The sequence below is a fragment of the Xanthomonas sp. 60 genome, from assembly GCF_011761925.1.
The window spans coordinates 147,892-171,670 of the sequence record NZ_JAASQW010000003.1; the positions used below are offsets into that span (position 1 = coordinate 147,892).

Genomic DNA, 23,779 nt, shown 5'->3' on the forward strand with positions numbered 1-23,779 from the left:
GGACGGAATCTGGCGGTTCGCGTTGTGCGCGGTTTACTCCCCCGGGGCCGGAGGCGCCCTGGACCGGCCTGAAACGATTCCACAATTCTGAACTGGACGGTATAGTCCACCGCGTGAACCCCCATCCCCCTTCGGCCGGCGACTTGGACGCGCGCGATCATCGCGTGTTCGACGCCGTGCGCGAACTGCTGGCGCGGCAAGGCATGCAGCTGAGCATGGACGCAGTGGCGCAGCAGGCGGGCTGTTCCAAGCAGACCCTTTATTCGCGGTATGGCAGCAAGCAGCAGCTGCTGGGCCGGGTGCTCGACCGCCACGTCGCCCGCGCAACGGCCGCACTCGATGCGCTGCAGGGCGACAACCTGCGCGAGAGCCTGCTCGCCTTCGCGGTGGACTACCTGGAGCATTACAACCAGCCCCACGTGGCGCAGGCCTGCCGGATGATTTCCGCCGAATCCGCGCAGTTCCCCGAGCAGGCCCGATATCTCTACGACAACGGCGCGGGCGCGCTGACCCTTCACCTGGCTGAATGGATCGCATCCGTCGCGGCGCAGGGGCGCCTGCGGCATGACGACCCGCACTTCATGGCCGAGCTGCTACTGAGCATGATCGGCGGTCAGGATTTCGAAAAACAGCGTTTCCACACCCACCATCGGCATGATGCGCAGATGCGCCGCCGCTGGGCCGGGTTCGCCGTGGATGGCTTCCTGCGTGCCTTCGCGCCCGACGCCCCCGTTTTCCCTCATTCAAACCAACACCGGAGTTTCTCCTGATGATCGCCCCACTCCGCACCCTCGCCCTGACGTTCGCCGTCGCCGTGGCGCTGGCGGCCTGCAAAGAGCCGGAACAGCAGACGCCTCCTCCGCCGGAAGTGGGCGTGGTCGAAGCCAGGCCGCAGACCCTGCCGCTGCAGCGTGAGCTGGTCGGCCGCCTGTCCCCGTACCGCAGCGCCGATGTCCGCGCCCGCGTGCCCGGCGTGCTGCTCAAGCGCGTGTACGAGGAAGGCAGCGAGGTCAAGCAGGGGCAGACCCTGTTCCTGATCGACCCGGCACCGCTGCGTGCCGACCTCAGCGCCACCGAAGCCCAGCTCGCCTCCGCGCGCGCCAGCTACGCCAATGCCAAGGTCGCCGCTGATCGCGCCCGCTCACTGGCGCCGCAGGCGTATGTTTCCCGCGCCGACCTGGACAATGCCGAGTCGACCGAGCGCACCGCGCAGGCCGCTGTCCGCCAGGCCGAAGCCGCCGTGAGCAGTTCGCGCATCAGCCTCGGCTATGCCGAGGTCAAGGCCCCCATCAGTGGTGTGGCGGGCAAGCAGCAGGTCACCGAAGGCGCACTGGTCGGCCAGGGCGATGTGACCCTGCTGACCACCGTGGACCAGCTGGACCCGCTGTATGTGAACTTCTCGCTGAGCGTGGACGAGCTCTCCCAGATGCGCGCCGCGCAGTCGCAGGGTGCGCTGGCCCTGAGTGGGGATGGCAAGGCGACGGTGCAGGTCAAGCTCTCCAACGGAACCACCTATGGCCAGAGCGGCACGCTGGACTTCTCCTCCACCACCGTGGACCCCACCACCGGCGCCGTCTCGCTGCGCGCGGTGCTGCCCAACCCGGAACGCATCCTGCTGCCGGGCGCGTTCGTCAGCTTCCAGGCCACCCTGGGCGAGCGCAACAACGCCTACCTGATCCCGCAGCCTGCCCTCCAGCGTGACGCCACGGGCGGATACGTGATGGTGGTGGGCGCCGATGGCAAGGTCATCCGCCGCAACGTCAAGACCGATGGCGCGCAGGATGGCAACTGGCTGGTCACCGAAGGCCTGCAGCCGGGCGACAAGGTGGTGGTGGCGGGCATCCAGAAGGTCAAGGAGGGTGCGCCGGCCACGGCCAAGCCATGGACGCCGCAGCAGGGCAACGGCCAGGGCCAGCCGGGCGCACCGGGTGCAGCGCCTGCCGCGCAGGGTGCAGCGCCGGCGACCGAAGGGACAAAACCGGCCGAGGCCGGGTCCGACCAGCCGGCAGCGCAGGCTGCGCCGGCCGCCGATTCCAGCTCGCAGTAACGGGACACCGTCATGCCTAAATTTTTCATCGAACACCCGGTCTTCGCCTGGGTGGTGGCGATCCTGATCTCGCTCAGCGGCGTGATCGCGATCCTCAACCTGGGTGTGGAGTCCTATCCCAGCATCGCACCGCCACAAGTCACCGTGTCGGCCACGTATCCGGGTGCCAGCGCGGATACCACCGAAAAATCGGTCACGCAGGTGATCGAGCAGCAGCTGACCGGCATCGATCACCTGCTGTACTTCAGTTCCTCCTCGTCCTCCAACGGGCGCGCGACCGTCACCCTCACCTTTGAAACCGGCACCGATGCGGACATCGCCCAGGTGCAGGTGCAGAACAAGGTCTCGCTGGCCACGCCGCGCCTGCCTTCGGAAGTCACCCAGCAGGGCGTGGTGGTGGCCAAGGCCAATGCCGGCTTCCTGATGGTGGTGGCGCTGCGCTCGGACTCCGATGCGATCACCCGCGATGCGCTCAACGACATCGTCGCCTCGCGCGTGCTGGACCAGGTCTCGCGTATTCCGGGCGTGGGCAGCACCCAGCAGTTCGGTGCCGAGTATGCAATGAACATCTGGCTCAACCCCGAGCGCATGCAGGGTTATGGGCTGTCCGCCAGCGAGGTGCTTTCGGCCGTCCGTGCGCAGAACGTGCAGTTCGCTGCCGGTTCGCTGGGCTCGGATCCGGCCCCCGCCGGCCAGCATTTCACCGCGACCGTGTCCGCCGAAGGGCGTTTCAGTACGCCGGAGGAGTTCGAGAACATCATCCTGCGGGCCAACCCGGACGGCTCGCGCGTGCTGCTCAAGGACATCGCCCGGGTGGCCTTCGGCGCCAACAACTACGGCTTTGATACCCAGTACAACGGCAAGCCGACCGGCGCTTTCGCCATCCAGCTGCTGCCTGGTGCGAACGCACTGAACGTGGCCGAGGCGGTGCGCGCCAAGATGGAAGAGCTGGCGCCGAGCTTCCCGGCCGGGGTCAGCTGGTTCTCGCCGTACGACAGCACCACCTTCGTCAAGATCTCCATCGAAGAGGTGGTCAAGACGCTGGTCGAGGCGATGGTGCTGGTGTTCCTGGTGATGCTGATCTTCCTGCAGAACTTCCGCGCCACGCTGATCCCCACGCTGGTGATCCCGGTGGCGCTGCTGGGCACGTTCCTTGGCATGTACATGATCGGCTTCACGATCAACCAGCTGACCCTGTTTGCGATGGTGCTGGCGATCGGCATCGTGGTCGACGACGCGATCGTGGTGATTGAGAACGTCGAGCGCATCATGACCGAGGAGAAGATGGCGCCCAAGCAGGCCACGCAGAAGGCGATGACCCAGATCACCGGTGCGGTGGTGGCCATCACCGTGGTGCTGGCGGCCGTGTTCATCCCCTCCTCGCTGCAGGGCGGTGCGGCCGGTGAGATCTACAAGCAGTTTGCCCTGACCATCGCCATCTCGATGGGCTTTTCGGCCTTCCTCGCCCTGGGCTTCACCCCGGCGCTGTGCGCGACGTTCCTCAAGCCCACGCACAACGACAACCCGAACATCGTCTACCGCACCTTCAACAAGTATTACGACCGGATCAGCGGCACCTACGTGGGCCACATCACCTCGGCGGTGAAGCACGCGCCGCGCTGGATGATCCTGTTCGTGGTGCTGGGCGCCCTGTGCGCCTTCCTGTTCACGCGCATGCCGGGCAGCTTCCTGCCTGAGGAAGACCAGGGCTACGCACTGGCCATCGTGCAGCTGCCCCCGGGCTCGACCAAGGTGCAGACCAACGAAGTGTTCGCCCAGATGCGCGGCATCCTGGAGAAGCAGGAAGGCTTCGAGGGCCTGCTGCAGATCGCCGGTTTCAGCTTCGTCGGTTCGGGCGAGAACGTGGGCATGGGCTTCATCCGGCTCAAGCCCTGGGCGGACCGTGAGGTGACGGTGCCGGAGTTGATCGGCAACATGAACGGTGCGTTCTACGGCATCAAGGAGGCCCAGATCTTCGTGGTCAACCTGCCGACGGTGCAGGGCCTGGGCCAGTTCGGTGGCTTCGACATGTGGCTGCAGGACCGCACCGGTGCAGGGTTCGACCAGCTGACCAATGCCCGCAACATCCTGCTCGGCTCGGCGGCGCAGAAGAGCGACCTGCTTGCCGGCGTACGCCCGAACGGCCTGGAAAACGCACCCCAGCTTTCGCTGCACGTGGACCGCGTGCAGGCGCAGGCGATGGGCATGTCGGTCTCCGATGTCTACAGCACCATCCAGCTGATGCTGGCCCCGGTGTATGTCAACGACTTCTTCAGCGAAGGCCGCATCAAGCGCGTGACCATGCAGGCCGACGCGCCGTACCGCACGGGTGAGGAATCGCTGAAGAGCTTCTACAGCCCCTCCAGCCTGACCACCAATCCCGACGGCACCAACACCATGATTCCGTTGAGCACGGTGGTGCAGTCCAAGTGGGTATCGGCGCCGCCGTCGCTGAGCCGTTACAACGGCTACTCGGCGGTGAACATCGTCGGTTCGCAGGCACCGGGACGCAGCTCCGGCGAAGCGATGACGGCCATGGAAGACATCGTGGACAACGACCTGCCGCCGGGCTTCGGCTACGACTGGTCCGGCATGTCCTACCAGGAAATCCTGGCCGGCAACGCCGCCACGCTGTTGCTGGTGCTGTCCATCGTGGTGGTGTTCCTGTGCCTGGCCGCGCTGTATGAAAGCTGGTCGGTGCCGGTGGCAGTGCTGCTGGTGGTGCCGCTGGGCGTGCTCGGTGCACTGGCGTTCTCGATGGCACGTGGCCTGCCCAACGATCTGTTCTTCAAGATCGGCCTGATCACCGTGATCGGCCTGGCCGCCAAGAATGCGATCCTGATCGTGGAGTTCGCGGTGGAGCAGCGCGCCGCCGGCAGGACGCTGCGCGATGCCACGATCGAAGCGGCACGCCTGCGCTTCCGTCCGATCCTGATGACCTCCTTCGCGTTCATCATGGGCGTGGTGCCCATGGCGATCTCGACCGGCGCCGGTGCGAACTCCCGCCATGCGATCGGCACGGGCGTGATCGGCGGCATGGTCTTCGCCACGTTCCTCGGCCTGCTGATGATTCCGGTGTTCTTCATCGTGGTCCGCCGCATGCTGGGCGACAAGCTGGACGAACCGTCCAAGGAGTTCACCGAACGGCAGAACGAAGCCGGCGGCGCACACCGTCCAGACCGCTGACAGTCGGTCGCGCCGGGGACTCCCGGCGCCGGAAAACGAAAAGGCCCCGGAGCGATCCGGGGCCTTTTTCATGGCGCTCGTGCAGCGCCCGCAGGCCTGCCCGGGGCTGTTCGCTCAGGACTTGAGCGCCGCCACGGCCGCACACATCACGACGATGGCCAGGGCGGGCCACTGCATCGGCATGAAGAAGAAATGGTGGCGGGCGTGTTCGCCCGGGGCACGCACGCTGCGGTTGAGCGCGAAGCCGATCACCACATTCACCGCGGCACCGATGCCGCAGCCGAGCAGGAACTGCTGCAGCGTGGTATTGCCCTGACCGGCAGACGGATCATGGAAGAAATAGGTCAGCAGCAGCACGCTGACGATGGGGGTCAGCAGGGTCAGCAACCCCGCACCACGGTAGATCATTGAGCCCGTCCTTCTGCGAAAGACGGGCATTCTAGTGGACCGGCAGGCGCCTCGACAGCGCAGCAGGCGCTGCCGGGCCAGGGCTCAGCGCAGCCCGGTTTCGTTACGGGCGATCACCAGGCGCTGGATCTCCGAGGTGCCTTCGTAGATCTCGGTGATCTTGGCATCACGGAAATAGCGCTCCAGCGGCATTTCCTTGGAATAGCCCATGCCACCGTGGATCTGCACCGCCTGGTGGGTGATCCACATGGCCGCCTCTGAAGCGGTCAGCTTGGCGATGGCCGCTTCGTTGCTGAAACGCCCGCCCTGCCCCTTCACCCACGCGGCGCGCAGCGTCAGCAGCATTGCCGCATCGAGCTTGCACTTCATGTCCGCGATCTTGGCCTGCGTCATCTGGAAGGTGCCGATCGCCGCGCCGAAGGCCTTGCGCTCCTTCACATATTCCAGCGTTGCTTCATAGGCGGCACGCGCGATGCCGATGGCCTGTGAAGCGATCCCGATGCGCCCAGCGTCGAGCACGCCCATGGCGATCTTGAAGCCTTCGCCTTCCTGGCCGAGCACGTCCTCGGCCTTCGCCACGTAATCGTTGAATTCGATCTCACAGGTCGCCGAGGCACGGATGCCGAGCTTCGGCTCGGTCTTGCCTCGCCCGAAGCCCGGGTTGTCGGTGTCGATCAGGAACGCGGTGATGCCGCGCGCGCCCTTCTCCGGGTCGGTCATGGCGAACAGCACGATGTACCTGGCCACCGGCCCGGAGGTGATCCAGCTCTTCTTGCCGTTGATCACATACGTGCCATCGGCCTGCCTGATGGCACGGCAGCGCATGGCGGTGGCATCCGAGCCGGACTGGGGCTCGGTCAGCGCGAAGGCACCGATGGCGTGGCCTTCGGCGATCGCACGCACGTACGTCTGCTTCTGCGCCTCGTTGCCGTGGGTCAGGATGCCGTTGCAGAACAGCGAATTGTTGACCGACATGATGGTCGAATGCGCAGCGTCACCGGCGGCGACCTCCACCATCGCCAGGACATACGCGATGGGGTCCATGCCGGCCCCGCCGTATTCTTCCGGTACCTCGATGCCCATCAGCCCGTTCTCGCCGAGCAGCTGGATGTTGGCCAGCGGGAACTCGCCCGTCCGGTCATGGTGCTCCGCGCTGGGCGCGATCTTTTCCTGCGCGATGCGGCGCGCGACGTCCTGCAGCATCAGCTGCTCTTCGGTAAAGCTGAAATCCACAACAACCCCTCCCGGGTAACGAATCGGCGATTGTACCGGTGCGGTGGGGATGGCGGCTGACTGAGGCCGACGAACGCCTGCAGGCGCGGCGGTCTCCCCAGGCGGTACTGACGCATCCGGCGGCTTGACCGGCCTGCAGGGACGGGCGAAAATATCTTTCTATCGCGATAGGTGGATATTTATGGATCTGGAAGACTGGTCGACCCGCCTGAAGGTGTTCGCCGATGCGACGCGGGTGCGCCTGCTGGCCCTGCTGGAGCAGGAGGAACTCACCGTCGCCGAGTTGTCCGCGATCACCCGGCTGGCGCAGCCGCGCGTGTCGACCCACCTGGCGCGCCTTAAGGAGGCCGGACTGGTACGCGACCGCCGCGCGGGCGTTTCGGCCTATTACCGTTTCGACGATGCCCAGCTGGACCCAGCCCAGCGTGCATTGTGGCACGCCCTGAGCACCGGCAGCGATGATCCGCTGCTGCGCCAGGACGCCGAGCGCGTGGCGTCGGTGCTGGCCAGCCGCGCGGCCGACCAGAACTGGGCCGACAGCGTGGCCGGTGACATGGAGCGCCATTATTCGCCCGGGCGCACCTGGGAAGCGCTGGCGCGCACCGCGCTGCCCCTGCTGGAGACCGGCGACGTGCTGGACATCGCCTCCGGTGACGGCGTGCTCGCCGAACTGGTCGCCCCGCATGCCCGTCGTTACGTGTGCATCGATACCAGTGCGCGCGTGGTGGCGGCAGCAAGCGAGCGCCTGCGCCGCCTGCCCAACGTGGAGGTGCAGGAAGGCGACATGCACGCGCTGCCGTTCAAGGAGCGCAGCTTCGACCTGGTCGTGCTCATGCATGCGCTGACCTACGCGGCCAAGCCAGCGCAGGCGGTCCTGGAGGCGGCGCGCGTGCTGCGCCCGGGCGGCCGCCTGCTGCTGTGCAGCCTTGCGCGGCACGAACACAAGGCCGCCGTGGATGCCTATGGGCACGTCAATCTCGGCTTCAGCGACAAGGAACTGCGCAAGTTCGTCGACAAGGCCGGGCTGCAGGTGTCCAACCTGGAAACGGTGACCCGCGAGAAGCGCCCGCCGCATTTCGAAGTCATCTCGCTGATCGCCCACAAACCCTGAGGTTGCCGTGTCCGCCCTGCCCTGGCTGCATCCCGAGCGCGCCCTTGCCCTGATCGAGGCGCTGCACCACCGTATCCTGATCATCGATGGCGCCATGGGCACCATGATCCAGCGCCATGGCCTTGAGGAAGCGGACTACCGCGGCGAGCGCTTCGCCGGCGGGGTCGACCGGCAGGCTGCCGCGCATGCGCATGGCGCCGGATGTGCCCACGGTGTACACGCCGGGGAGCAGGATCTCAAAGGCAACAACGATCTGCTGCTGCTGACCCGGCCGGAGATCATTGCCGGTATCCACACCGCCTACCTGCAGGCCGGTGCGGACCTGGTGGAGACCAACACATTCAACGCCACCTCCGTCAGCCAGGCGGACTACCACCTGGAGCACATCGTCTACGAACTCAACAAGGCCGGCGCGGCCATCGCACGGAGCTGCTGCGACGCGGTGCAGGCCACCACGCCGGAGCGTCCCCGCTTCGTCATCGGGGTGCTGGGGCCGACCAGCCGCACCGCATCGATCAGCCCGGACGTCAACGATCCCGGCTTCCGCAACACCAGCTTCGACGAGCTGCGCACGACCTATCGCGAGGCGGTGGACGGCCTGATCGATGGCGGCGCCGACACGATCATGGTGGAAACCATCTTCGACACGCTCAATGCCAAGGCGGCCCTGTTCGCGGTCGAAGAAGCCTTCGACGCCCGCGGTGCGCGGCTGCCGGTGATGATTTCCGGCACCATCACCGACGCCTCCGGGCGCACGCTTTCCGGGCAGACGGCGGAGGCCTTCCACGCCTCGCTGGCGCACGCGCGGCCGCTTTCGATCGGGCTCAACTGCGCGCTGGGCGCCGACGCCATGCGCCCGCACGTGGAAACGCTCGCACGCGTGGCGCAGTGCTACGTCAGCGCGCACCCCAACGCCGGCCTGCCCAATGCCTTCGGTGAGTACGACGAGACCCCCGAGGAGATGGCCACCACGCTGCAGGGCTTCGCCCGCGACGGCCTGCTGAACCTGGTCGGCGGCTGTTGTGGCTCCACGCCGGACCACATCCGTGCCATCGCCGCAGCGGTCGCCGGCATCGCGCCGCGGCTCCTGCCCGGCCACGCGGAGCAGGCCGCATGAGCGCGCAGGTCAACCCCACGCAGATCCGCCCCACCCTGCTCTCCGGGCTGGAGCCACTGGTCATCACCCCGGACCTGCTGTTCGTCAACATCGGCGAGCGCACCAACGTCACCGGCAGCGCACAGTTCCGCAAGCTGATCAAGGAAGAGCGCTACGAGGAGGCCGTGGACGTGGCGCGCCAGCAGGTGGCCAGCGGCGCGCAGATCCTCGACGTCAACATGGACGAGGGCCTGATCGATTCCGAAGCGGCGATGACCCGCTACCTCAACCTGATCATGTCCGAGCCGGACATCGCGCGTATTCCGGTGATGGTGGACTCCTCGAAATGGAGCGTCATCGAGGCCGGGCTGAAATGCCTGCAGGGCAAGAGCGTGGTCAACTCGATCTCGCTCAAGGAAGGCGAGGACCTGTTCCGCGAGCACGCGCGCAAGGTGCTGCGCTATGGTGCGGCAGCGGTGGTGATGGCCTTCGACGAGGAGGGGCAGGCCGACACCTGCGCGCGCAAGGTGGAGATCTGCACGCGCGCCTACCGCATCCTGGTCGATGAGGTCGGCTTCCCGCCCCAGGACATCATCTTCGATCCGAACATCTTCGCCGTGGCCACCGGGATCGAAGAGCACGACAACTATGCCGTGGACTTCATCGAAGCCACGCGCATCATCAGGCGCACGTTGCCGCATTGCCATGTCTCGGGTGGCGTCTCCAACGTTTCGTTCTCCTTCCGCGGCAACGAGACCGTGCGCCAGGCGATCCACTCGGTGTTCCTGTACCACGCCATCGGCGCGGGCATGGACATGGGCATCGTCAACGCAGGTGCGATGCCGATCTATGACGATCTGGACGCCGACCTGCGTGAACGCGTGGAGGACGTGATCCTCAACCGCCGGCGCGATGGCACCGAGCGCCTCCTGGACATCGCCGAGCGGTTCAAGGGCAGGAAGGGCGCTGCCCCCGTGGAAGACCTCGCCTGGCGTGAAAAACCGGTGGCCGAGCGCCTCGCCCACGCGCTGGTGCACGGCTTGGATGCGTTCGTCGAGCAGGACACCGAAGCAGCCCGGCAGCTCTCGCCACGCCCGCTGGATGTGATCGAAGGTCCCCTGATGAGCGGCATGAACGTGGTCGGTGACCTGTTCGGCGCCGGCAAGATGTTCCTGCCGCAGGTGGTGAAGTCGGCACGGGTGATGAAGAAGGCCGTAGCCTATCTGCTGCCCTACATCGAGGCCGAGAAGGCGCTCAGCGGTGATACCGCGCGCAGCAACGGACGCATCATCATGGCCACGGTCAAGGGTGATGTGCACGATATCGGCAAGAACATCGTCGGCGTGGTCCTGGCCTGCAACAATTTCGAGGTCATCGACCTGGGCGTGATGGTGCCTGCACAGAAGATCCTCGACGCCGCGCGCGCCGAAAAGGCCGACATCATCGGGCTCTCCGGGCTGATCACCCCCTCGCTTGAGGAAATGAGCCACGTGGCGCGGGAGATGCAGCGCCAGGGCTTCGACCTGCCGCTCATGATCGGCGGCGCCACCACCTCGCGCGCGCATACCGCGCTGAAGATCGACCCGCACTACGATGCACCCACCGTCTGGGTGAAGGATGCCTCACGCGCGGTGGGCGTGGCGCAGTCGTTGATCTCGGACGAGCTGCGCGCCTCGTTCGTGGCCGCCAACGCGGCAGACTACGCCGAGATCCGCACCCGCCACCGCAACCGCGGTGATGCCAAGCGGCTGGTGTCGCTCGAACATGCACGCGGCCAGCGCTTCGACGGCGGCTGGGAGCGCTATGTCCCGCCGGCACCGAAACAGCCCGGGCTGCATGTGTTCGGCGATTATCCGCTGGACGAACTGGTGGCTTACATCGACTGGACACCGTTCTTCCAGGCGTGGGAGCTGGCCGGCAAGTACCCGGCGATCCTCACCGATGAGATCGTTGGCACCCAGGCCTCCGAGCTGTACCGCGATGCACGCCGGATGCTGGCACGGATCGTCGATGAAAAATGGCTGCAGGCCAAGGCCGTGTTCGGCCTGTGGCCCGCCAGCAGCGTCGGCGATGACGTGCGGGTGCAGCACCCCACCGGCCCCACCATGCTGCATTTCCTGCGCCAGCAGGTGGACAAGCCGGCCGAGCGGCCAGACTTCTGCCTGGCCGATTTCATCGCGCCGGCCGACAGTGGCCGCCAGGACTGGATCGGTGCCTTCGCGGTGACGGCCGGCATTGGAATCGACGCCCACGTGGCGCGGTTCGAAGCCGACCACGATGATTACAACGCCATCCTGCTCAAGGCCCTGGCCGATCGCCTGGCCGAGGCGCTGGCCGAACGCCTGCACCAGCGCGTGCGCCGTGAGTACTGGGGCTACGACGCCGCCGAGGCGCTGGACAACGAGGCGCTGATCGCCGAACGCTACCGCGGCATCCGTCCGGCGCCCGGCTATCCGGCGTGCCCCGAACACAGCGAGAAAAGCACTCTGTTCGGCCTGCTCGATGCGCAGGCCAATGCCGCGATGCAGCTGACCGAGAGCTTCGCCATGCTGCCTACGGCGGCAGTCTCCGGCTATTACTTCAGCCACCCCCAGAGCCAGTACTTCGTCGTCGGCCGGTTGGGCCGCGAGCAGGTCACAGACTATGCGCGGCGCAAGGGCGTGGACCGCGCGCAGGCCGAGCGCTGGCTCGCTTCGAACCTGGATTACGATCCGGAATAGGCCAGCCAGCCCATCCGCTAACGCTGACGCAACTGGATCCATCGCTGTCGTGCCGGGCAGCGCGTGCCGATGTCGTCCACCCACAACGGACGCCATCAACGTCGCATCGCGTCACATTTCAACTGCCCTCCTGAATGGTCCTCCTACAGCGCCGGTGACCGCCTCGCCGCGAGGGCCGGGCGCCTCCCATGCTGGGCACGTCTCCCGCTGGGATCCCCCATGCATCGCGACCTGCTTCTGCTGCTCCTGGCCCTGTTCGCCCTCCCGGTCCTGGCCGCCCCGCCGGCCCTGGCAGACACGCCGGCAGCGACGTGGCCGGCCAAGACCTTCTACCGGCATGTCGTCGTCGATGGACACCGCACGTTCTACCGCGAAGCCGGTGATCCCGCGCGCCCCACCCTCCTGCTGCTGCACGGGTTCCCCTCCTCATCGCATACCTATCGCGAGCTCATTCCCCTGCTCTCGGGTCGCTACCATGTGATCGCCCCGGATTACCTCGGTTCGGGCCTGACCGACCTGCCCGATCCTGATGCTGCCCCCTACACGTTCGATCGCCTTGCGCAGCACATCGCCGCGTTCACCGATGCGATCGGTCTGGCGCATTACAGCCTGTATCTCCAGGATTTCGGCGCACCGGTCGGCTACCGGCTCGCCATCGCACAACCCGAGCGGCTGCAGGCGCTCGTGGTCCAGAATGCCAATGCCTATCTCGATGGCCTGACGCCCGCACGGCAGGCGTTTTTCGAGCGAGCCCATCGTGACACCTCGCCCGCCATGCTGCTCCAGTTGAACGGCCTGGTCTCGGCGCAGGGCGTGATCGACCTGCAGTACCTCCGCGACGTCCAGGGTCGGCCGGAACGGATCAGTCCCGACGCCTGGCAACACGATCTGGCCGGACTGGCGCGTCCGGCGCAGCAGCGCGCCCAGGTGCAGCTGTTCCAGGATTACTGGACCAACATCGAGGCCTACCCGGCCTGGCAGGCGTTCCTGCGCGCGAGGCAGCCGCCGACGCTGGTCCTCTGGGGCAGGCACGATCCCGCCTTCATCGCCGCCGGAGCGCTGGCCTATCGGCGCGACCTGCCGGATGCCGAGATCCACCTGCTCGATGCGGGCCATTTCGCGGTGGAAGAACAGCCCGTGGAAATCGCGCAGAGGATGATCCGTTTCCTCGGTGCGCTGGAGCGTCAGGGCCGGCTGTCGCCCGCTGCGTCCCGCTGATCACTGCCCCGGTGGCCCTCGACGGACCGGCGGGGCCACGCCATGGCCGGCCTTACCAGACCAGATCGTCCGGTACCTGGTACTGCGGATCCGCATACGGATCGTCTTCGGCCGGCGCGTCCGGATCCACCTTGAGGGCCACGCAGGGCGCGAAGATCGCTTCGGCCTGCGCCAGCACGGCCGCCTCGACGAGCACGTAGCGCCCGCCCATCTGCACCACGCCCAGCGCACCGGCGTTGAGTGCCTTGAGCTGGTCCGGGGTCACGTAGATGCGCTTGATCTTTCCGCCGTACGGGAAGTGCCGCGCGATCTCCGCGTCGGCCACGTTCAGCACCTTGTCCTTCAACAGCGCATCCAGGCGGGCCTTGGCCTCGCGGCGCACGCGCGCCTCTTCCTGCTTCAGGCGCTCGGCCTCGATGCGCTCTTCCTTCTCACGCTGCGCACGGATGGCATAGGCCTTGGCCAGGTCCATCTCTTCCTGCGAGCGCGGCTTGCGCGGTCCGGGGGCGCGGTTGGGCTTGGCCGCCGCGGCATGCGCCGGCTCGCCGGATTGCGGGCCCCGGCCGCGCGGAGGCCGGGCCTCGCCCGGCTTGCCGGGCGCGGTGGCGCCGCGGTTCTGCGCGGGGCGTCCGTCACGGCGGGGTTCGGGCTTGCGCTCGGGCTTCGGCGCGGGCTTGAAGCCCAGGCCCATCAACTGGTCGCGGAGGGTATCGCTCATGGACGTTGGATCAATAGTGCGGCGGCGGCGGTTCGCTCGCCGGATCGGAAGAATTGAGCGCATTGCGGACCTTGCCGAGGTCCTCAAGCAGCACGCGCAGTACGTTTGCGTTGCGGCTGCCTTCCATGCGCGCGTCCGCTAGTGCATCGCTGAGCTCGGCCAGCGCCTGCTCCTGGAAGGACACGCGCATCTCCAGCTCCACCAGCCGTGATTCCAGCGCCTGTTCGCGCTCGCTGGGCGTCATCTCGGACATTGGGTTCTCTACTCCGGCCGGGGCCATGGCTGCATCACCCCGCCGCCCTCGCGGCGGCCGGGGACAGGACGCGCGGCCAGCGCAGGCCGCCGCGCGTTCCACTCACACGCTGTCAGGGCAGCACGCCCAGCAGTTCGACATCGAAGGTCAGCGTGGCGTTCGGGCCGATCGGGCCACCCGGGGTGCCGCCCTCGCCATAGGCCAGTTCGCCCGGGATCCAGAAGCGGTACTTGGCACCCACCGGCATCAGCGAAACGCCTTCGCTCCAGCCCTTGATCACCTGGTTCAGGCCGAACTCGATCGGCTCGCCGCGCTGGTAGCTGCTGTCGAAGACGGTGCCATCCAGCAGCTTGCCCTCGTAGTTCACGCGCACCTTGCTCGACGGGGTCGGACGCTCGCCGCTGCCCGGACGCAGGATCTGGTACTGCAGGCCCGATGCCGTGGTGACCACGCCCGGGACGGCCTTGTTCTTTGCCAGGAACGCGTTGCCTTCCTGGCGGTTGGTCTGGCCCAGCTGCGCCGCCTTGGCCTGCATCTCGGCCTGCTTGCCGGCCATGAAGGCCTGCATCACCGCCGTGCCTTCGGCCTTGGAGAGCTTCGGCTGGCCACCGTCGAAGGCGATCTTCACCGATTCGAACAGGGCATCCAGGTCGATGTCGCCCTTGAGCTGTTCCAGCGACGGGCCGACCATGTACGTGCCCAGCATCAGGCCGACCTTGTGGCTGTCCACCTTCGGCGGCGCCGAGCCCGGCGCCACGCCCGGCACCTGCTGGCCTGTGGCCACGGCCATGACCTTGCGCAGGTCCTGGTCCACCTGCTGGGCCTCGGTCTGGGTGATCATGGGCTGCTTGCCGTCGAAGACGGCCTGCACGGCCTCCTTCATGGCGGCCAGATCGATGTGCGCCTTGATCTGCTCAAGCGAACCTGCAATGTCCGCGCCGACGGCGTACCCGATCTTCTGCTTGTCGTTCAAACTGCTCTTCTCCTTGGCTGCTGCCGGGGCGGCGGCCGGTTGTTGCTGCGACATCACGGCACCGGTGGCACCCATCGCAAGAATCAGGACCGACGCCGCAGCGCCACGCATTCCCATCTTCATCTGTTGCATTCCTGGAAGTGAAAAAACGCCGACGTCGGCGCGAAAACGTTCATTGTCGCATGCCTGTCGCGCAGGCTGCGACCGTCGTTCAGGTTCAGCGCGGGACCGGCACGGCCAGGGCCCGCTCGATGGCAGCCACCAGCTGCGCATCATCCGGCTTCACCCGGCTCGGAAACTGGCCGATGACCTTGCCATCGCGACCGATCAGATACTTGTGGAAGTTCCAGCCCGGCGCCACGCCGGTCGCCGCCGTCAGGCGCTGGTAGAGCGGAGTGGCCTGCGGACCGGTCACTTCGACCTTCTGGAACATGGGGAATTTGACCCCGTAGGTCAACGTGCAGAACTCCTGGATCTGGCCCTCGTCGCCGGGCTCCTGGCCCTTGAAGTCGTTGGAGGGAAACCCGAGCACGGCGAAGCCGCGGCCCGCGTACTTCTGCTGCAGTGCCTCCAGGCCCTCGTACTGCGGCGTGAAGCCGCACTTGCTGGCGGTATTGACCACCAGCAGTACACGCCCCTGGTAACGCTGCTTGAGGTTGACCTCACCCTTGCCTGCCAGGGGCCGGTACGACACATCCAGCAGATCGGATGCGAAGGCAGCCGGCGCAAGGGCACAGAGCCCGAGGATCAGGACCGACGCGGCGGCGCGCAGACGCGGGGGGACAGCGGTGACCTTCATCGGAAAATCCTGGCAACGGCCCGGCCGGGCGCGACGCCGCGCACTATAGCACCGGCCCCCCGGAGGCCCGCAGCGCAGGGTGCGACATCCCCATTCCCGGCATCCGGGACGTCTCAGGGGCGACCCCTGCCATCAGTTGGTCTACGCCGGCTTGCACTCTCCAGATCAGGTGTTATAGTTAGCTACAACACCAGTCATGCAGGACAGGGCATCCATGAATTTCGCGATCCGGTCACGTACCAAGCGTTCCGCCATGGCGATTTCCGGCCTGCTCGTCCTGATCACCTGGCTGGGTGTGGCATCGCAGGAAGCGGATGAGCCCGCTGCCCTTTCGATGTCCCCAGGTCTGCAGGACGCGGCCATGCCGGACGCCGGAGACGCAACACCGGCCCCCTCCCCCCCGCGTCGGCTGAACAGCTCATTGTCCATGCCGTACTTCTCTTTCGCGAAGTCGCTGAAATCCCGGAGCTGACCATGAGCGATATCCAGTGGAGCGATGGCGCTCCCATCTACCGCCAGCTGAAGGAACGCGTGATCGCCATGATGCTTGATGGACTCATCAAGCCCGGCGACGCCCTGCCCTCGGTGCGCCAGGTAGCCGCCGACTACCAGCTCAACCCCATCACCGTGTCCCGTGCCTACCAGGAACTTGCCGACGAAGGCCTCGTCGAGAAGCGCCGCGGGCTGGGCATGTTCATGACCGAAGAAGCCGCCACGCAGCTGCGAAGCAGCGAACGCGAGCGTTTCCTCAACGAAGAATGGCCTGCCGTGCTGGAGCGCATCCAGCGCCTGGGCCTGGACATCAACGACCTGCTTACCCCGGGGAAACTGCCATGAGCGTTACCGCTATCCAGGATGTGATCGTCGCGCGCAACCTGCGCAAGACCTACAAACAGTCGACCGCGCTGGACAACACCAGCTTCACCATCCCGGCCGGGCGGATCGTCGGACTGATCGGGCCCAACGGCGCCGGCAAGACCACCGCACTGAAGGCCGTCCTCGGCCTGACGGCGGTGGAAGGCGAACTGAGCGTGCTGGGCAAGGACCCGCACCAGCACCGCGATGCGTTGATGAACGACATCTGCTTCATCGCCGACGTGGCGGTGCTGCCGCGCTGGCTGAAAGTGCGCGAGGCGATCGATTTCGTGGCCGGCGTGCATCCCCGTTTCGACCGCGCCCGCTGCGAGCGCTTCCTCGCCGGCACCAAGCTGCAACCAAAACAGCGGGTGCGCGAACTCTCCAAGGGCATGATCGTGCAGCTGCACCTGGCCCTGGTGATGGCCATCGATGCCCGCGTGCTGGTGCTGGACGAGCCCACCCTGGGCCTGGACATCCTCTACCGCAAGGCGTTCTACCAGCGCCTGCTGGAAGACTATTTCGACGAGCAGAAAACCATCATCGTCACCACGCACCAGGTGGAAGAGATCGAGCACATCCTCACTGACGTGATGTTCATCCGTGACGGCCGCATCGTGCTGAGCGCGGAGATGGACGAGGTCAGCGAACGCTATACCGAAGTACTGGTCAACGCCGACCAGCTCGACCACGCCCGTGCCCTGCAGCCGATCGATGAACGCGCCCTGCCGTTCGGAAAGAGCGTGCTGCTGTTCGACAACGTGCCGCGCACCCAGCTGGCCACGCTGGGCGAAACCCGCAATCCCGGCCTCGCCGATCTGTTCGTTGCCATCATGAAGGGGACCTACGCATGACCGCCGCCTCCACTCCGGCCCGCCCGGCGGGCACCCTGCGCTGGCTGCTCAAGCGCGAATACTGGGAAAACCGCGGCGGGTTCCTGTACGCCCCGCTGATCGCCGCAGGCGTGTCGCTGCTGATGAGCGGCGTCGGCATCCTGTTCGGCCTGTTCGCCCTCAAGCGCGTGGCCAGCCAGGGCAATGTGCGCATCGACAACCAGGACGTGAACATCAATGGCCTGGACCTGGGCCTGCTGACCCGCAACCTGGATGCCTCCGACCGCGCCGACCTGGCCAACGGCATGGACCTGACCCTGGTGCTCAGCTCATCGTGGCCGTTCATCGTGCTGGCGTTCGTGGTGTTCTTCTACTGCCTCGGCGCGCTGTATGACGACCGCCGTGACCGCAGCATCCTGTTCTGGAAATCACTGCCGCTGTCGGACACCCAGACGGTGTTGTCCAAGGTGCTCAGCGCGGTGCTGGTGGCCCCGCTGATCGCCGTGCTGGCCTCGATCCTGACCATGTTCTGCTTCGGCGCCCTGATCAGCGTGGTGGTGCTGGCCCATGGCGGCGACCCCATGGCCCTGATCTGGGGCCCGGCCAGCCCGATGCTGCTCGCCGCCGGCCACCTGAGCTGGATCCCGGTGTTCATGCTGTGGTCGCTGCCGACGGTCGGCTGGCTGCTGCTGTGCTCGGCCTGGGCCAAGAGCAAGCCGTTCCTGTGGGCGGTCATGCTGCCGGTATTCGCCGGCGTGGTGGTCAGCACCACCAAGGTGATGACCCTGTTCGACCTGGGCAGCGGCTGGTTCTGGCAGCACGTGGTCGGTCGCCTGCTGCTGGGCACCCTGCCGGGAACTGACCTGCTGTACCGCGCCAGCGCCGATGGCGAGGGCTTCAAGCGCGGCGCGGACAGTTTCGTTTCCCTGCTCTCACCGTCGCAGCAACTGGCGTCGCTGGCCATGCCGCAGCTGTGGATCGGCGCAGTGTTCGGCGTGCTGTTCATCATCCTTGCCATCCGCCTGCGCCGTCGCGCCGGCGAACTCTGACCTCCAGGAGAACTCCTCATGCGTACCCTGCTCGCAAGCACCGCCCTGCTCCTGCTGCCGCTCTCGGCGCTGGCCAACGATGCGCCCTGCAAGTTCACCGAGCGACGCGACCTGGCGCTGCAGCTGGGCGATGCGAAGACGCTGGTGCTGGAAGTCAACCAGCACGATCTGCGCGTGACCGCTGCAGCGGGCACCGGCGCCCTGTCCGGCCGTGCCTGTGCGTCCAAGGCCGAGTGGCTGCCGCAGCTGACGCTGACCCAGCGTCGCGAGGCCGACAAGCTGATCGTGACCCTGCGCCGCGAGGGTAAATCGAACTGGAGCACGGGCTCGGACTACGCCTGGCTGGATATCGGCGGCAGCATTCCGGACAGCGTGCGTGTGCAGCTGAAGGTCGGCTCCGGCGATGCGCAGATCACCGGCGCACGGTCATTGAGCGTGGACGTGGGCTCCGGTGACGCGCTGGTGCGCACCACCGGCGGCAGCGTGCATGCGGCGGTCGGCTCCGGTGACCTGAACGTGGATGGGGCCGAAAGCCTGGACCTGCTTTCGGTAGGCTCCGGCGACGTGGAGGCACGCAACATCCGCCGCCACGTACAGGTCGGTACCGTCGGCTCGGGCGACCTGAAGCTGCGCGACATCGGCGGGCTGCTGAAGATCGGGACAGTCGGCTCGGGCGATGTGGAAGCGCGGACCGTCGGCGGCAACGTGGAGGTCGGTACGGTGGGCTCGGGCGATCTGGACCTGCAGGCGGTAACGGGCAACGTCACGATCGAGCGGCACGGCTCGGGCAGCGTCGACGTCGACGGGGTGGGCGGCAATCTGCTTGTCCAGCGCGGCGGCAGCGGCGAGGTCAAGCAGCGCAATGTTCGCGGCCAGGTCAACGTGCCCACGCGCTGAGCGTACCCCACCCCTTGTTCTTCACCGTCACGCAAAGGAACCGCCTCATGAAGAATCGCACCCGCTCGCCCGTCGCCACGAAGCTTCGACGCCTGCTGCCCGCGCTGCTGCTGGCCCTGCCGCTCGCTGCCTGCGGCAGCCGGGACGAGGCCCGCCACAGCGGGTCCACCGATGCCGCCGGCAATGAAGCCACCGCGCTGGGGCGCACCGTCCGGGAAGCCACTGACAAGGCCCGCCGGGAAATGGCCAGCAGCAACCTCAAGGTCAGCACCGACGGCCAGCCCCTGGCCGAAATCACGCGCGAAGGGCGCCTGCTGATCGACGGCAAGGACGTCCAGACCACGCCAGCGCAACGCACCCAACTGCTGGCCTACCGTGAGCAGGTGCATGGCATCGCGCTGGCCGGCATGGAGGTTGGCGTGGCCGGCGCCAACCTGGGTGCGCAGGCCGCAGGGGAAGCGGTCAAGGGCATCTTCAGCGGGAAGACCGACGAAATCGAATCGCGGATCAATGCCGAAGCCGACAAACTCAAGGCCGAGGCGGACAAGATCTGCCAGCGCATGCCCGCCCTGCTGGCGGCTCAGCGCGACCTGGCGGCCTCGCTGCCCGCGTTCGCCCCTTACGCGACCATGGACCAGAGCGAGGTTGACGACTGCGGCAAATGAGCGCACCCGGCCGCCGCCTGCCGATCGGCGGCGGCCGGGGTTGCACGACAGGCTTACAATGAGAGCCTCTCCCCCACTGTTCCGCACCGCCATGAAGAAGCTGTTCCTGCTGCTGGCCGCCCTGCTCTGCATCGGCCTGACCGCCTGCGATGCCGACTACCGTCAGCATCGCGTCGAACGCAGCAAGCCCAAGATCAGCGTGCGCGATGACATGGTCACCGTTCGCCGCGCACCGGCACCCAACATCATCATCCTTCCCGACGGCCAGATGAAGGTGGACGAGATTGCCATCCCGCTGCGCCCGGACCAGCAGCAGATGCTGCAGCAGATGTTCGGACACCTGCAGGTGCTGCGTCAGAACACCCTCGTGGACGCGCCGGCCGACCCTGACCGCAAGCCGGTGAAGATCGAGCCGCCGCGGGGCATGGACCCGATCCCGGCGAACCTGGTCGAGACCATCCCCGAGTTCAAGGATTACACCGAGACCTTCGGCAACATCGTCGCCGATCGGCGCTGACCCGGGCTCGGCGTCCTGCGGGAGCGCCAGGCATCGAGGCCGCAAGGCCCGCCAACGCGGCAGGCCTCGCCCAGCGCCCGTCCCGGATCAACCGCCGCCGCTGCCACCGCCGGCCTGGATGCCTCCGGCAGTGAGTGCCTTGGGATCGAGCAGGCGGCGCAGCTCGCTCTCATCCAGCCCGCTGTCCTCCAGTGCGATGTCCAGCACGGGCCGCTTTTCCTTGTAGGCCCGCTTGGCGATCGCCGCCGCCCTTTCGTACCCGATGATCGGGTTCAGCGCGGTGACCAGGATGGGGTTGCGTGCGAGCGCTTCGGCGACCCGGTCCTCACGCACCGTGAGCCCCTCGATCGCGCTGTCGGCGAGCAGGCGCGACACATTGGCCAGCAGGCCGATCCCCTCCAGCAGGTTCACCGCGATCAGCGGCAGCGTCACGTTGAGCTGGAAGTTGCCGGTCTGGCCGGCCACGGTGATCGCGGTGTGGTGTCCGATCACCTGTGCACACGCCATCACGGTGGCTTCGGGAATCACCGGATTGACCTTGCCCGGCATGATGGAGCTGCCGGGCTGCAGCGCCGGCAGCTCGATCTCGCCCAGCCCGGCCAGCGGACCGGCATTCATCCACCGCAGATCATTGGCGATCTTGATCAGGGCCACCGCCAGCGCATTGAGCTGGCCTGACACCTCGACCGCATCGTCCTGCGCGGCCAGGCCTTCGAACTTGTTGGCGGCACTTTCGAATTTGAAACCGGTGTCCTGTTTGAGCGCCTTGGCGACCAGTTCGCCGAAACGCGGATCGGCGTTGATCCCGGTGCCGATCGCTGTGCCACCGAGGGGCAGGCGCCGCAGCCGTTTCAGGCTGTCGCTCAGCCGATCCTCGGCCGAGGCCAGCTGCGCCGACCACGTGCCGAATTCCTGTTCGAAGGTCAGCGGCATGGCATCCATGAGGTGGGTTCGGCCGGTCTTGACGACCTTGCGCAGGCTGCGCCCCTTGCGCTCGATCACTTTGCGCAGGTGCGCCAGCGCCGGCAGCAGCTGCTCGTGCGCGGCCAGCACCGCGGCCACGCGCAGGGCCGTCGGGATGACGTCGTTGGAGCTCTGTCCCTGGTTGACGTGGTCATTAGGGTGCACCTGCACCTGCGCGGCCGTGCCGCTGCGGTTGGCGAGCGTGGCAATGACCTCGTTGGCATTCATGTTCGAGGAGGTGCCCGAGCCGGTCTGATAGACGTCGATCGGGAAATGCGCATCATGCGCCCCCTCGGCGACGTCCGCCGCCGCCTGCTGTATCGCCTTGGCGACAGGCTTGGGCAGGTGGCCCAGCTCGGCGTTCACGCTGGCCGCCGCGCCCTTGATCAGACCCAGTGCGCGGATGAAGCCGCGCGGCATGCGCTGTCCCGAGACCGGGAAATTGTCCACGGCCCGCTGCGTCTGCGCGCCCCAGAGGGCCTGCGCAGGCACCTGCAGTTCTCCCATGCTGTCATGTTCGATCCGGACCTCCTGGGGACCGGCACCCTTGCTTGACGCCTTGCTCATTGCATCGACTCCGCACTTCTTCGGTTGAGGGAAAGGAAGCGTGGGCTGGCAGGGCATCGCTTCCCGGGCTGGCGGTGATCCACGATACGCGCGCACCCGTAATGCCGGATGACGGCGGCGCGGCCATCGGACCGCCGCGTCTCCGGCAGGCGCTGGCCGCACGTCGTAGAATGTGGCCCCCGCCGTCTCACCCACCTGCCGACATGTCCGAATCCGCCCTTCTCGCCCTGTCCCCGCTCGATGGCCGCTACGCCGGCAAGGTCGATGCCCTGCGCCCGATCTTCTCCGAATACGGTCTGATCAAAGCGCGCATCACGGTGGAGGTGGAATGGCTGCTGGCCCTGGCGGCCGAACCCGGCGTCACGGAACTGGCGGCGTTCTCCGCCGCCGCCGGCGCGCGGCTGCGTGCCCTCGCCGCTGGTTTCAGCCCCGCGCAGGCCGAGCGGGTCAAGGCCATCGAGCGCACCACCAACCATGACGTCAAAGCGGTGGAATATTTCATCAAGGAGCAGCTCAAGGACGATGCCGAGCTCGCCCCGGCCCTGGAGTTCGTGCATTTCGCCTGCACCAGCGAGGACATCAACAATCTGAGTTATGGGCTGATGCTGGAGCAGGCGCGCCGCGAGGTGCTGCTGCCCACGCTGGATGGCATCGCCGGTTCGCTGCGGGCGCTTGCGCACGCGCAGGCGGCGCAGCCGATGCTCTCGCGCACCCACGGCCAGACCGCCTCGCCGACCACCCTGGGCAAGGAGCTGGCCAACGTGGTGGCCCGTCTGGAGCGGCAACGCCGGCAGATCGCCGCGGTGGAACTGACGGGCAAGATCAACGGCGCGGTGGGTAACTACAACGCGCACGTGGCCAGCTATCCGGACGTGGACTGGCCGCAGTTCGCGCAGCGTTTCGTGGAGGGCCTGGGCCTGGTGTTCAATCCGTATACCACGCAGATCGAACCGCACGACAACATCGCCGAGATCGGCGATGCCGCGCGGCGTGCCAACACGATCCTCATCGATCTGTCGCGTGACATCTGGGGCTACATTTCGCTGGGCTATTTCAAGCAGCGCCTGAAGGAAGGCGAAGTGGGTTCCTCGACGATGCCGCACAAGGTCAACCCGATCGATTTCGAAAACGCCGAGGGCAACTTCGGCATCGCCAATGCGCTGTTCGAGCACTTCAGCGCCAAGCTGCCGATCAGCCGCTGGCAGCGCGACCTGACCGATTCAACGGTGCTGCGGGCGCTGGGAACGGCGTTCGGCCACAGCCAGGTGGCGCTGGATTCGCTGGCCAAGGGCCTGGGCAAGCTGGAGGTCAATCCGCAGCGGCTGGACGCGGACCTGGAGGCGGCGTGGGAAGTGCTGGCCGAAGCAGTGCAGACGGTGATGCGCCGTCATGGCCTGCCCAATCCGTACGAGCAGCTGAAGGCGCTTACCCGTGGCCAGGGCATCACGGCCGAGTCGATGCGCGCGTTCGTGGAGTCACTGGAGTTGCCGGTGGAGGCCAAGCAGCGCCTGCGGGATCTGACGCCGGGCGAGTACGTGGGCCTGGCAGCCGAGCTGGCCAGGAAGATCTGAGCGGGGGTGGGTGGCAGGGCCTGCGGCCCTGCACCTGCTCAGGCAACAGCAACAGCAACAGCAACAGCAACAGCAACAGCAACAGCAACAGCAACAGCGT

At 66.9% G+C, this 23,779-nt stretch carries 22 protein-coding genes; 15 read left to right on the forward strand and 7 right to left on the reverse strand.

Going from position 1 to position 23,779, the window contains the following annotated elements; translation table 11 throughout:
- The first annotated feature begins 113 nt into the window (after positions 1 to 113).
- Genes FHY09_RS07630 through FHY09_RS07640 form a run of 3 tightly spaced genes read left to right on the forward strand, consistent with a single transcriptional unit; the run spans position 114 to position 5,233 of the window.
- Positions 114 to 770 carry a TetR/AcrR family transcriptional regulator gene (locus FHY09_RS07630; protein ID WP_166925803.1) on the forward strand — a complete coding sequence of 219 codons (657 nt, stop codon included), beginning with the start codon at positions 114 to 116 and terminating at the stop codon, positions 768 to 770.
- Positions 770 to 2,047, forward strand: a complete 1,278-nt coding sequence (locus tag FHY09_RS07635) for an efflux RND transporter periplasmic adaptor subunit (protein ID WP_166925804.1) — start codon at positions 770 to 772, stop codon at positions 2,045 to 2,047. The genes FHY09_RS07630 and FHY09_RS07635 overlap by 1 nt, the downstream gene beginning before the upstream one ends.
- A gap of 12 nt (positions 2,048 to 2,059) precedes the next feature.
- A complete protein-coding gene (locus FHY09_RS07640; protein WP_166925805.1) occupies positions 2,060 to 5,233 on the forward strand; it encodes a multidrug efflux RND transporter permease subunit in 3,174 nt (1,057 codons plus the stop codon).
- A gap of 114 nt (positions 5,234 to 5,347) precedes the next feature.
- On the opposite strand, the gene FHY09_RS07645 is transcribed toward FHY09_RS07640, so the two are convergent.
- The gene (locus FHY09_RS07645; protein ID WP_166925806.1) at positions 5,348 to 5,641 is read right to left on the reverse strand and encodes a hypothetical protein; all 294 of its coding nucleotides are present in this window, start codon (positions 5,639 to 5,641) and stop codon (positions 5,348 to 5,350) included.
- 84 nt (positions 5,642 to 5,725) lie between these two features.
- On the reverse strand, positions 5,726 to 6,898 hold the full coding sequence (locus tag FHY09_RS07650; RefSeq protein ID WP_456362762.1) for an acyl-CoA dehydrogenase family protein: 1,173 nt from the start codon (positions 6,896 to 6,898) through the stop codon (positions 5,726 to 5,728).
- 157 nt (positions 6,899 to 7,055) lie between these two features.
- Between FHY09_RS07650 and FHY09_RS07655 the strand changes: the two genes are divergently transcribed.
- The 4 genes from FHY09_RS07655 to FHY09_RS07670 all read left to right on the forward strand — a co-directional run bounded on the left by FHY09_RS07655 (position 7,056) and on the right by FHY09_RS07670 (position 13,019).
- The gene (locus FHY09_RS07655; protein ID WP_166925809.1) at positions 7,056 to 7,985 is read left to right on the forward strand and encodes a metalloregulator ArsR/SmtB family transcription factor; all 930 of its coding nucleotides are present in this window, start codon (positions 7,056 to 7,058) and stop codon (positions 7,983 to 7,985) included.
- A gap of 7 nt (positions 7,986 to 7,992) precedes the next feature.
- On the forward strand, positions 7,993 to 9,102 hold the full coding sequence (locus FHY09_RS07660; protein ID WP_166925811.1) for a homocysteine S-methyltransferase family protein: 1,110 nt from the start codon (positions 7,993 to 7,995) through the stop codon (positions 9,100 to 9,102).
- Positions 9,099 to 11,801: a methionine synthase gene (gene metH, locus FHY09_RS07665; protein ID WP_166925812.1), complete on the forward strand. Its 2,703-nt coding sequence runs from the start codon at positions 9,099 to 9,101 to the stop codon at positions 11,799 to 11,801. The genes FHY09_RS07660 and metH overlap by 4 nt, the downstream gene beginning before the upstream one ends.
- 219 nt (positions 11,802 to 12,020) lie before the next feature.
- Complete coding sequence (locus tag FHY09_RS07670) at positions 12,021 to 13,019, forward strand: alpha/beta fold hydrolase (protein ID WP_166925813.1); 999 nt, start codon at positions 12,021 to 12,023, stop codon at positions 13,017 to 13,019.
- A 52-nt stretch (positions 13,020 to 13,071) separates the two neighbouring features.
- Here FHY09_RS07670 and FHY09_RS07675 read toward each other — a convergent pair whose 3' ends face one another.
- From FHY09_RS07675 to FHY09_RS07690, 4 genes are all read right to left on the reverse strand, one after another.
- Positions 13,072 to 13,737 (reverse strand): DUF2058 family protein, encoded by a 666-nt coding sequence (locus tag FHY09_RS07675; protein ID WP_166925814.1) that lies wholly within the window; start codon positions 13,735 to 13,737, stop codon positions 13,072 to 13,074.
- Positions 13,738 to 13,747: 10 nt separating this feature from the next.
- On the reverse strand, positions 13,748 to 13,990 hold the full coding sequence (locus tag FHY09_RS07680; RefSeq protein ID WP_166925817.1) for a SlyX family protein: 243 nt from the start codon (positions 13,988 to 13,990) through the stop codon (positions 13,748 to 13,750).
- Between the two features lie 112 nt (positions 13,991 to 14,102).
- Entirely contained in the window at positions 14,103 to 15,086 is a 984-nt protein-coding gene (locus FHY09_RS07685; protein ID WP_166925819.1) for an FKBP-type peptidyl-prolyl cis-trans isomerase, read from the reverse strand.
- A 94-nt stretch (positions 15,087 to 15,180) separates the two neighbouring features.
- The gene (locus FHY09_RS07690; protein ID WP_166925821.1) at positions 15,181 to 15,762 is read right to left on the reverse strand and encodes a glutathione peroxidase; all 582 of its coding nucleotides are present in this window, start codon (positions 15,760 to 15,762) and stop codon (positions 15,181 to 15,183) included.
- A 214-nt stretch (positions 15,763 to 15,976) separates the two neighbouring features.
- On the opposite strand from FHY09_RS07690, the gene FHY09_RS07695 reads away from it, so the two are divergent.
- From FHY09_RS07695 to FHY09_RS07725, 7 genes are all read left to right on the forward strand, one after another.
- On the forward strand, positions 15,977 to 16,234 hold the full coding sequence (locus FHY09_RS07695; protein ID WP_166925822.1) for a hypothetical protein: 258 nt from the start codon (positions 15,977 to 15,979) through the stop codon (positions 16,232 to 16,234).
- A gap of 2 nt (positions 16,235 to 16,236) precedes the next feature.
- Positions 16,237 to 16,599, forward strand: coding sequence for a GntR family transcriptional regulator (locus FHY09_RS07700; RefSeq protein WP_166925824.1), 363 nt, complete (start codon positions 16,237 to 16,239; stop codon positions 16,597 to 16,599).
- Positions 16,596 to 17,471, forward strand: a complete 876-nt coding sequence (locus FHY09_RS07705; RefSeq protein ID WP_166925826.1) for an ABC transporter ATP-binding protein — start codon at positions 16,596 to 16,598, stop codon at positions 17,469 to 17,471. Before FHY09_RS07700 ends, FHY09_RS07705 begins: the two co-directional genes overlap by 4 nt.
- A complete protein-coding gene (locus FHY09_RS07710; RefSeq protein WP_166925828.1) occupies positions 17,468 to 18,499 on the forward strand; it encodes a hypothetical protein in 1,032 nt (343 codons plus the stop codon). The genes FHY09_RS07705 and FHY09_RS07710 overlap by 4 nt, the downstream gene beginning before the upstream one ends.
- Before the next feature lie 18 nt (positions 18,500 to 18,517).
- Entirely contained in the window at positions 18,518 to 19,396 is an 879-nt protein-coding gene (locus FHY09_RS07715) for a GIN domain-containing protein (protein WP_166925830.1), read from the forward strand.
- Positions 19,397 to 19,443: 47 nt separating this feature from the next.
- Positions 19,444 to 20,061 carry a YggN family protein gene (locus tag FHY09_RS07720; protein ID WP_166925832.1) on the forward strand — a complete coding sequence of 206 codons (618 nt, stop codon included), beginning with the start codon at positions 19,444 to 19,446 and terminating at the stop codon, positions 20,059 to 20,061.
- Positions 20,062 to 20,152: 91 nt separating this feature from the next.
- Positions 20,153 to 20,578, forward strand: a complete 426-nt coding sequence (locus FHY09_RS07725; protein WP_166926560.1) for a hypothetical protein — start codon at positions 20,153 to 20,155, stop codon at positions 20,576 to 20,578.
- Positions 20,579 to 20,665: 87 nt separating this feature from the next.
- On the opposite strand, the gene FHY09_RS07730 is transcribed toward FHY09_RS07725, so the two are convergent.
- A complete protein-coding gene (locus tag FHY09_RS07730; protein ID WP_166925834.1) occupies positions 20,666 to 22,108 on the reverse strand; it encodes a class II fumarate hydratase in 1,443 nt (480 codons plus the stop codon).
- A 203-nt stretch (positions 22,109 to 22,311) separates the two neighbouring features.
- On the opposite strand from FHY09_RS07730, the gene purB reads away from it, so the two are divergent.
- Complete coding sequence (gene purB, locus FHY09_RS07735) at positions 22,312 to 23,679, forward strand: adenylosuccinate lyase (protein ID WP_166925836.1); 1,368 nt, start codon at positions 22,312 to 22,314, stop codon at positions 23,677 to 23,679.
- Positions 23,680 to 23,779: the final 100 nt, after the last annotated feature.